Annotated in this window: 10 protein-coding genes and 1 pseudogene; 9 read left to right on the forward strand and 2 right to left on the reverse strand. The window is 25.9% G+C overall.

Going from position 1 to position 9,733, the window contains the following annotated elements; translation table 11 throughout:
- From ACWYO2_RS03095 to ACWYO2_RS03135, 9 genes are all read left to right on the forward strand, one after another.
- A partial coding sequence (locus tag ACWYO2_RS03095; RefSeq protein ID WP_455515036.1) for a replication-associated recombination protein A occupies window positions 1-1,003 on the forward strand: 1,003 nt, incomplete at its 5' end.
- Window positions 996-1,439 carry a DMT family transporter gene (locus ACWYO2_RS03100; RefSeq protein ID WP_455515037.1) on the forward strand — a complete coding sequence of 148 codons (444 nt, stop codon included), beginning with the start codon at window positions 996-998 and terminating at the stop codon, window positions 1,437-1,439. The genes ACWYO2_RS03095 and ACWYO2_RS03100, both read left to right, overlap by 8 nt.
- Before the next feature lie 10 nt (window positions 1,440-1,449).
- Entirely contained in the window at window positions 1,450-2,406 is a 957-nt protein-coding gene (dusA, locus tag ACWYO2_RS03105) for a tRNA dihydrouridine(20/20a) synthase DusA (protein ID WP_455515038.1), read from the forward strand.
- A gap of 220 nt (window positions 2,407-2,626) precedes the next feature.
- On the forward strand, window positions 2,627-3,961 hold the full coding sequence (nox, locus tag ACWYO2_RS03110; RefSeq protein ID WP_455515039.1) for a H2O-forming NADH oxidase: 1,335 nt from the start codon (window positions 2,627-2,629) through the stop codon (window positions 3,959-3,961).
- Between the two features lie 13 nt (window positions 3,962-3,974).
- Entirely contained in the window at window positions 3,975-4,280 is a 306-nt protein-coding gene (gene trxA / locus ACWYO2_RS03115; protein ID WP_455515040.1) for a thioredoxin, read from the forward strand.
- A 52-nt stretch (window positions 4,281-4,332) separates the two neighbouring features.
- Window positions 4,333-4,539, forward strand: a complete 207-nt coding sequence (locus tag ACWYO2_RS03120) for a heavy-metal-associated domain-containing protein (protein WP_455515041.1) — start codon at window positions 4,333-4,335, stop codon at window positions 4,537-4,539.
- A gap of 8 nt (window positions 4,540-4,547) precedes the next feature.
- A complete protein-coding gene (locus ACWYO2_RS03125; RefSeq protein ID WP_455515042.1) occupies window positions 4,548-6,716 on the forward strand; it encodes a heavy metal translocating P-type ATPase in 2,169 nt (722 codons plus the stop codon).
- 11 nt (window positions 6,717-6,727) lie between these two features.
- Window positions 6,728-7,591, forward strand: a complete 864-nt coding sequence (locus tag ACWYO2_RS03130) for an alpha/beta hydrolase (protein WP_455515043.1) — start codon at window positions 6,728-6,730, stop codon at window positions 7,589-7,591.
- A complete protein-coding gene (locus ACWYO2_RS03135) occupies window positions 7,591-8,967 on the forward strand; it encodes an NADP-dependent glyceraldehyde-3-phosphate dehydrogenase (protein WP_455515044.1) in 1,377 nt (458 codons plus the stop codon). The genes ACWYO2_RS03130 and ACWYO2_RS03135 overlap by 1 nt, the downstream gene beginning before the upstream one ends.
- A 27-nt stretch (window positions 8,968-8,994) precedes the next feature.
- On the opposite strand, the gene ACWYO2_RS03140 is transcribed toward ACWYO2_RS03135, so the two are convergent.
- Together ACWYO2_RS03140 and ACWYO2_RS03145 are read right to left on the reverse strand one after the other, a co-directional pair.
- A complete protein-coding gene (locus tag ACWYO2_RS03140; protein ID WP_455515045.1) occupies window positions 8,995-9,459 on the reverse strand; it encodes a hypothetical protein in 465 nt (154 codons plus the stop codon).
- Window positions 9,452-9,733: pseudogene (locus ACWYO2_RS03145) on the reverse strand (hypothetical protein); the annotation flags it as partial. The pseudogene ACWYO2_RS03145 and the gene ACWYO2_RS03140, both read right to left, overlap by 8 nt.

Consider the following 9,733-nt stretch of genomic DNA (forward strand, 5'->3'; position numbering starts at 1 on the left):
ATTAGGGTATGATTATTATTATTTAAATGCAATTAAATCAGGTAAGGGAGATATAGTTGATATATTAGATAGGGTTAAAAATTCAACTAATAAAACTATATTATTTTTTGATGAAATACATAGATTTAATAAATTACAACAAGATACTTTACTTGAAGATTTAGAAAATGGTAATATTATACTAATAGGTGCTACAACTGAGTCACCATTTTATTCTTTAAATAAGGCTATACTTTCAAGAGTTCTTTTATTTGAATTTAAAGAAATAAGTCAAAATGATATATTTAAAGTTTTGAAAAAAGTGGCAGATGGTGAAGCAATAAAATTAACAGATGATGTATTAGAATATTTATCTAATATATCAGATGGAGATGTTAGAGCTGCAATAAATACATTGGAAATTCTTAAAAATTCTGGACTTGATGATTTAGATATAGAGGAAGTTGGAGAAGTTTTAGGAAGAAAAGTATTTGCTGAAAAATATGATACTATTTCAGCTATGATAAAATCTGTTAGAGGGTCAGATCCTAATAGTGCAGTATATTGGATGTCTAAACTTTTAATAGGTGGAGAAGATATTATGTATATTGCACGTAGACTTGTAATACTAGCAAGTGAGGATATAGGACTTGCAAATGTTAATGCTTTAAACATAGCTGTATCTTGTATGAATGCAGTTAAAGAAATTGGTATGCCTGAGGCAAGGATAATACTTTCGGAGTGTATTATATATCTAGCGCTCTCTCCTAAAAGTAATAGTACGTATTTAGCGGTTAATAAAGCTTTTGAAGAAATAGAAAAAAATGGGAGTCAAGATATACCATTTCATCTAACACCAAGGGGAAGAGATAAGTATATATATCCACATGATTATAGTAATCATTATATAAAACAAAAATATATGAATAAAACTTTACAATTATATAATTTTGCAGATAATAAATTTGAAAAAAATTTAAAGGAATTTTGGGAAAGAATAAGGAAAGAGGAAAAAAATGAATAATATTTTTTATGTTGTATTAACAATAGTAGCTGGAATATTAGTGACGATACAAGGGCCTATAAATGTACAATTAGGAAAAACTATAGGAAATAGTTATTGGTCTACTTTGATGACTTTTATAGTAGGTGGATTATTTATGTTAATTTTTGCTTTAGTTACTAAACAAACTACTTCAGTTGGAACAGAACAATCATTTAAGCTTTGGCAATTATTAGGTGGTATATTTGGTGCAATTTATGTAGTTTCAATAATAATAGTTATGCCGGTTTTAGGTGTAGGTACAGCTACAGTTTTATTACTATTTGTACAGCTTGTAACATCTATGATATTTGATCATTTTGGCTGGCTTGGTACTCAAATTAGACCATTTGATGTATATAGAGCTGTAGGAGTTATACTTATGGCTATTGGTATATATTTGATAAATAAAAAATAAAAGAGGAAATATGATTAAAGTAAGTTTAGCTCCTATGGTAGATAGAACTGATATTCATTTTAGAAATTTTATAAGAATGGTAAATAAAGATATTTTATTATTTACAGAAATGATAACGACACCTGCTCTAATAAATGGTGATGCAAATAGATTGTTGAGAAAAACAAAATTTGAAAATCCTGTTGTACTTCAAATAGCGAGTTCAAGTTTAAATGAAGTTATGAAAGTGTCTAAAATGTTAAAAAATACTGAATATGATGAAATAAATATAAATGTAGGTTGTCCATCAGACAGAGTTTCAAATTTTCGTATGGGCGCTTACCTTATGAGTGAACCAGAACTTGTTAGAGATATGGTTAAATGTCTTAAGGAAGAAACTGGGAAAAAAATAAGTATAAAAAATAGAATAGGTATAGATGGTAGAGGTATATTAAAAAATGATAGAATTATTAATTCTTATGAAGAATTAATTCAATTTATAGATATAACTAATACTGATAAATATATAATACATGCTAGATGTGCTATTTTAAAAGGACTTAGTCCTAAAGAAAATAGGACTATTCCACCTTTGGATTATGAAACAGTGTATAAAGTAAAAAAAGATAGACCTAATCTTTATATAGAAATTAATGGTGGAATAAAAACTATTGATGATATATTATTACATAAAGATAAAGTTGATTCAGTTATGATAGGTAGAGCTCTTTATGATAATCCTATGCTAGCAAATGAAATAGGATTATTAAATGGTGGAACTAATATTACGCATTTGGAAGTATTAGAGAAAATGTATAAGTATTTAGAAGATTTAGATGATTCACCACATTATTTTTTAAGACATACTTTAGGTCTTTTCTATAACACACCATATAGTAAAATATGGAAAAAATATATATCGGGGACAAATAAGAAAAAAGAAGATCTTTTAGAATATATAAAAAACTATGAAAGAATTAGCTTTTAGAGTTAATTCTTTTATTATATATTTCATAATTTGGAATTTGTTTAAAAAATATTTTTGTATTATATGTATATATATTTTGTATAATATTAGATATAGGCTATAAATGTTTGGTTGTATAAAATATATATGAAAAATATATATTTTTGATATTAATAATGTTGATAAAAAATGTATTTTGATGTAAAATAATAATGTAAAGAATAAATTTTGGGAGGATTACATGAAAGTAGTAGTAGTAGGAGCAAATCATGCTGGTACATCAGCAATAAATGCTATTTTATCAAATTACCCTGGTACTGAAGTTACTGTATTTGATTCAAATAGTAATATAAGTTTCTTAGGTTGTGGAATGGCGCTTTGGATAGGTAATCAAATAGATGGTGCTGAAGGGTTATTTTACTCTAATAAAGAGAAATTAGAAGCAGCTGGTGCTAAAATCTATATGGAAACAGAAGTTACAGATATAGATTTAGATAAAAAGCTAGTTTATGCTAAAGGAAAAGATGGTAAAGAATATACTGAAAGTTATGATAAAGTAATACTTTCAACAGGGTCATGGCCTATAAATTTACCTATAGTTGGTAAAGAGTTAGAAAATGTTCAATATGTTAAGTTATATCAACATGCAGCTGAAGTTATTGAAAAATTAAAAAATCCAGAAATTAAACATGTAACAGTTGTTGGTGCTGGGTATATAGGGGTAGAACTTGCAGAAGCATTTAAGAGAAATGGTAGAGATGTTACTTTAATAGATGCAAGTGATGATTGTCTATCAAGTTATTATGATAAAGAATTTAGAGATATGATGAATAAAACATTAGAAGATCATGGAATAGAACTTGCTTTTGGTCAATTAGTTAAAGAAATAAAAGGAACTAATGGTAAAGTTTCATCAGTTGTTACAAATAAAGGTGAGTATAAAACTGATATGATAGTATTATGTGCAGGATTTACACCTAATACTAGTTTATTGAAAGATAAAATAGATACATTTAAAAATGGAGCATATATTGTAGATAGAAATCAAAAAACAAGCCATGATGATGTATATGCAATTGGAGATTGTGCAACACTTTATGATAACTCTATAGAAGATGTTAATTATATAGCTCTTGCAACAAATGCTGTTAGATCAGGTATATTAGCAGCACATAATGTTTGTGGGACTAAACTTGATTCTATAGGAATGCAAGGTTCAAATGGAATTTCAATATATGGATTAAATATGGTTTCAACTGGACTTTCAGAAGAAAATGCTAAAAAAAGAGGTTATGATGTTTTAACTACATCATTTACAGATCATCAAAAACCTGAATTTATAAAAACAGAAAATCCAGATGTTACTGTTAAAATAGTTTACGATGCAAAAACTAGAAGAATATTAGGAGCTCAAATGGCATCAACTTATGATATATCTTTAGGAATTCATGTATTCTCACTTGCAATACAAGAAAAAGTAACTATAGATAAGTTTAAGTTGTTAGATATTTTCTTCTTACCACATTTCAATAAACCATATAATTATTATACAATGGCAGCTTTAGGCGCAAAATAAGGAGTGATAAATAATGAGTAAAGTATTACATTTAGAAAAATCAGAAGATTTTAAAAACTTAATATCAGAAGGAACAGTTTTAGTAGATTTTTTTGCAACATGGTGTAGACCTTGTCAAATGCTTGGACCAGTTTTAGATGAAGTAAGTGAAGAAGTAGATTTTAAAATAGTAAAAGTTGATGTTGATCAATTCCCAGAATTAGCTGGTGAATATCAAGTAAGAAGTATTCCAACTATGGTTAAATTTGAAGCAGGAGTTGCTAAGGATGTAACTTTAGGGTATAAATCAAAGGAAGAAGTAAAAGATTTTGTTAAATAAATAAAATTTGCCTGAAATTATATTTCGGGCTTTTTTTTGAAGGAGAAGATAAATGAAAAAAAATGAAATTAAATTAGACGGATTAAATTGTAAAAATTGTGCATTAAAAATAGAAAAAAATATTTCTGAACTTGATGGAATTAATTTTATTCAAGTTAATTTAGAAGATTCAAATTTAATAGTAGAATATGATGATAATAGAGTAGATTTAAAAGATATTGAAGAAGAAATAAAAGAACTTGGATATATAGTAAAATAGAGGTGAATATGAAAAAAGAGAGATATGATATAAAGGGGATGCATTGTTCTAATTGTAGCATAGCTATAGAAAATAGTATAAATAAATTAGAAGGTATTAAAAAAGTTGATGTAAATCCTATTAGTTCACAAATGATAGTTGAATATGATGAAGATAAGTTAAATAGTAAAGATATAGAAAAAAATGTTGAAAGTATTGGATATGAAGCTTATTTAAAAATAAATAAAACAGTAGAAAAAGCTACAAAAGGCGAAAATAAAGAAAAAAAGATTTTAGCTTTATCTATAATTTTAACATTATTACTATTATATATTTCTATGGGTGCGATGATGGGCTTAGATATTCCTAATATGATACCATTTCATATTAACGTATCACTTCAATTTATTATAACAATAATAGTAATGATTTTAAATTTTGATTACTATAATCTTGGATATATAAGTTTTAAAACAAAAACTTTGAATATGAATACTTTAATAATGGTAAGTACATTAGCTTCATTAATATTAAGTATATTTAATATATTAATTTTAAAAAATTTTCATGATATATATTTTGAATCAATAGTAACAATACTTACTCTTGTAAGATTAGGAAAGTATTTAGAAAGTAGAATAAAAAGATATACTAGTATATCTATGGATGCTATGATAAACTTAATTCCTTCAAAGGTTATTGTAGATATTGAAGGTACTGAATTAGAAAAAACTATTGAAGATATAAAAGTTAATGATATATTAATTGTTAAAAGTGGAGAAAATATAGCGGCTGATGGAACAGTGATAGAAGGTAGCGGATATATAAATGAGAGTATTATAACAGGTGAAAGTAAACTTATTAAAAAAGAAAAAGGTGATAAAGTAATATCAGGAAGTATTTTACAAAAAGGATATATAAAGTATAGTGTTGATAAATTAGGAGAAGATACAATATTAAATAAAATAATAAATCTTGTAGATGAAGCCGTAAATTCTAAACCTTCTATTTCTAAGTTTGTTGATAAAATGAGTGCTATTTTTGTACCTGTAGTAATATCTATTTCTTTATTGACTCTTGTTATTTATCTTTTTTTAGGATACAATATTAATATGGCGATAATGAGAGCTGTAGCAGTACTTGTAATATCTTGTCCATGTGCATTAGGTATTGCAACTCCTATTTCTATAATGATAGGTAGCTATAAGTCATCAAGTTTTGGTATACTATTTAAAAATTCTGAAATATTAGAAATGATGGGAAATATTGATGTAGTTTTATTTGATAAAACAGGAACATTAACTAAAGGGTATCCTGAAGTTGTAGAATATTTATCTAATGATGATATTTCTGAAAGTATAATATACAGTATAGAGAAAAAATCTGAACATCCATTAGCTTTAGCTTTTGTGAAATATTTTGAAGGAAAAGGTGTTAAGAGATATAGGGTAGAAGAGTTTGAACAGTTAGATGGTAGAGGAATAAGAGCAATAATTAAAAATGAAGTATATTTATTAGGAAATGAAACTTTAATGATAGAAAATAATGTTGATTTAAGTATTTATAGAAACGAGATTAATAAATATTCAAATCAAGGTTCAACTGTGATATTATTAGCTAAGGATAATAAACTTATATCATTAAGTGCTATATCTGATGATTTAAGAGATGAAAGTATATCTTTAATTTCAAAGTTAAAAAATAAAGGAATTAAGACTGTTATGTTAACTGGAGATAATAATAAAGTTGCAACATATTTAGGTAATAAATTAGGTATTGATGATATACACTCTGATCTTTTACCAGAAGATAAGTTTAGATTATTGAAAGAATATCAAAAAAATCATAAAGTAGTTATGGTTGGAGATGGAGTAAACGATGCAGTTGCATTGGCCGGTGCAGATGTTTCTATTTCTATAACAGGATCTACTGATGTTGCCATAGAAACTTCTGATGTAGTGCTTATGAATTCTAATATAGAACATATAGTTACTGCAATCAATTTAAGTAGTGCAGTTATTAAAAATATTAAGATAAGTTTATTTTGGGCATTTATATATAATATAATAGGTATACCTATGGCTATTGGATTATTTGGATTTTCGTTAAATCCAATGTTTGCAGCTTTAGCTATGTCTATGAGTTCTATATGCGTCTTAATTAATGCACTTACTTTAAATTTATTTAAAGATAGATAGTTGGAGGTATTATGTATAAAGAATTTGCATCTAATGATGGAGTGATTATACCGTATATAGAATATGAAAATAACAATAAAAAGAAAGTTATACTTTTACACGGTTTTCATGACTATATAGATAGATATGATGAAATAGCTAAAATGATACATGATAATGGTTTTGATGTTTATGTTTTAGAATATAGAAATCATGGTTTATTAAAAAAAGATGATGTGGCAGATTTTGGTGAAAAAGGATTAAAAGGTATAGCTGAAGATATTGAATATTTTATTAGATTAAAATTATCTGGTGTAAAGTATGATGATATAATATTTTTAGGTAATGGTCTTGGTGCTTTATTAACGATGTATATATTAGAAAATAATCAATATAAAAATTCTGTACTTGTATCCCTACCTTTAGAAAAAACTTTTTCAATATTAATGAGTCGCTTAATAACATATATAGAAATTAAGTTGGGAATAAAAAAAAGTATATTAAATAAAATTAATGGGATAGTAAATAAAAATGAAAAAGGTAGTTCTCCATATTCTTGGTTAAGTAGAGATTCTTTTGAAGTTGAGAAATTAGAAAAAGATTCTGTTGTTTATAAATTAGCATCACCTAAGTATTTTAATGATATTTTTAATTTTAATAAAAAAATAAAAAAGGATATAAAAAAAATTAGAGAATTTTCTAATATATTACTTGTTTATGGTGATAAAGATCCTTTAGTTTTGGATAGTAAATTAAAAAAGCATATGCAAAAAATAAATAATAATAGAAAAATTAAATTTTTGAAAGTTAAAAATGGAAGACATTTATTATATAATGAGATAAATAAAGAAGAAATAATTATGGAAATAATTAGGTATATGAAAGGTATTAAATAATGGAAACAATAAAAATATATTCGCCTATAAATAATGAATATATAGGTGAAGTGGAAAAAATGAGTAAAGAAGATGTTGATAAAAAGTATATAGAAGCTAGAAAAAGTTTTATTGCTTGGAAATCATTATCTACAGTAGAAAGAGCAAAGTATATATATAAGGCAGCAGATGAACTTGAAAAAATGAAAGAAGAAGTTGCTGATATTATGACACGTGAAATATCTAAATCGTATAAGGATAGTCTGAATGAGGTGGAAAGAACAGTATATTTAATGAAATATAGTGCAGAAGAAGGAATGCGTATATTTGGTGAAGTATATGAAGGTGGAAGCTATGATGCTAAAATGAAAAATAAAATAGCTATTATTAGAAGAGAAGCTATGGGGGTAGTTCTTGCTATCGCACCGTATAATTATCCAGTTAATTTATCAGCTTCAAAAATAGCACCTGCATTAATAGGAGGTAATGTTGTAATATTTAAACCACCAACACAAGGAGCATTTTGTGCATTAAAACTAATTGAAGCATTTGAAAAAGCTGGACTACCTAAGGGAGTTTTACAAGCCGTAACGGGTAAAGGAAGTGAAATAGGTGATTATTTAAATACTCATGAAGAAATAGATTTTATTAATTTTACTGGAAGCACAGAGATAGGTCAAAAGATAGGAATGCAAGCTGGAATGAAACCGATATTACTTGAGCTTGGTGGTAAAGATGCAGGGATAGTACTAGAAGATGCAAATTTAGAATTAGCAGCTAGTGAAATAGTAACAGGTGCTTATTCTTATTCAGGTCAAAGATGTACTGCTATTAAAAGAGTTTTAGTAAGAGAAGAAGTTGCAGATGAATTAGTCTTGAAGTTAAAGGAAAAAGTAGAAAAATTGACTATAGGAAATCCTTTTGATAATGTTGATATAGTTCCTTTAATAGATGAAAAAAGTGCAATATTTGTAGAAAATCTAGTAAAAGATGCTATAAGTAAAGGAGCTAACTTATTAACAGAATTTAAAAGAGAGGGTAATTTATTAACTCCAGTATTACTTGATAATGTAACTCTTAATATGGATATAGCTTGGGTTGAGCCGTTTGGTCCAGTGTTACCAGTAATTAGATTTAAAACAGATGAAGATATATTAAAGGTAGCAAATGATTCAGAATATGGACTTCAAAGTTCAGTATTTACCCAAAATATAGATAGAGCATTTGATTTTGCAAGTAAATTAGAAGTTGGTACAGTTCATATTAATAATAAAACTCAAAGAGGGCCTGATAATTTTCCTTTTTTAGGAATTAAAAATTCAGGAACTGGAGTTCAAGGTATAAGGCAAAGTATATTATCTATGACTAAGGTCAAAAATATAGTAATAAATATATAAAATAGGAGAACTTAAGTTCTCCTATTTTTATAATAAAGCAATTCTATCTTTTAAATCATCTAACATGATATGTTTAATGGCTTCTTTATAGATTTTTTTACTTGAAACTAAAATATAATCTTGTTCATCTTTTTCAAGTCGACCTTCTAACATCTCATCACTATCATATAAATATATGTAAATATACTCACCTATTAAGTCTTGATATATGGTATTAGCATGTAAGTTATCTGTATTTACATTTTCTTTAAATAATATAGAGTTTGTAATATCTTCATAATTTAAATTAATAAATTTTTTAAAATGATCTAGATAGTCTGATTCTTCTATAATTTCACTAATATTTTTAAGTGGTATAAAGCTTTGAGAATATTCAAGTCCCAAGTTTGAATAAAGTTTAGTATACATAAATTCATCATTTTGATATATTATTTCACCAATTAAAAAAGTTTCCTCGTATTTTAAATGTATTTCATATAGTTTTTTATTCATACGCCTCAACTCCTAAAAATTTATATGTACGTTGCTCTTCTGTGTTTGTAGATATGTATAGAATATCTTTTTTATATATCTTATCTTCTTCTAATGGAAATAAAGAATCAAAGCAATATTCTTTATATATTTTAGAGTTATGATAGTTGTACATTTCTGAATTGTTTGATAAATTTGTGTCTATAAATCTAGTAATGTGAGTTGTAAGATCTTTAAAAAAAATATCTTTTTTTAGTCTAATTTTTAATTTTATTTCATAAACTTTCATATAATC

The sequence above is a fragment of the Pseudostreptobacillus sp. genome (assembly GCF_977040545.1).

Coding starts and splice junctions, on each gene's coding strand:
- ACWYO2_RS03120 (WP_455515041.1), top strand. CDS start 4,333: ATGAAAAAAAATGAAATTAAATTAGACGGATTAAATTGTAAAAATTGT.
- ACWYO2_RS03100 (WP_455515037.1), top strand. CDS start 996: ATGAATAATATTTTTTATGTTGTATTAACAATAGTAGCTGGAATATTA.
- ACWYO2_RS03135 (WP_455515044.1), top strand. CDS start 7,591: ATGGAAACAATAAAAATATATTCGCCTATAAATAATGAATATATAGGT.
- ACWYO2_RS03140 (WP_455515045.1), bottom strand. CDS start 9,459: ATGAATAAAAAACTATATGAAATACATTTAAAATACGAGGAAACTTTT.
- nox (WP_455515039.1), top strand. CDS start 2,627: ATGAAAGTAGTAGTAGTAGGAGCAAATCATGCTGGTACATCAGCAATA.
- ACWYO2_RS03125 (WP_455515042.1), top strand. CDS start 4,548: ATGAAAAAAGAGAGATATGATATAAAGGGGATGCATTGTTCTAATTGT.
- dusA (WP_455515038.1), top strand. CDS start 1,450: ATGATTAAAGTAAGTTTAGCTCCTATGGTAGATAGAACTGATATTCAT.
- ACWYO2_RS03130 (WP_455515043.1), top strand. CDS start 6,728: ATGTATAAAGAATTTGCATCTAATGATGGAGTGATTATACCGTATATA.
- trxA (WP_455515040.1), top strand. CDS start 3,975: ATGAGTAAAGTATTACATTTAGAAAAATCAGAAGATTTTAAAAACTTA.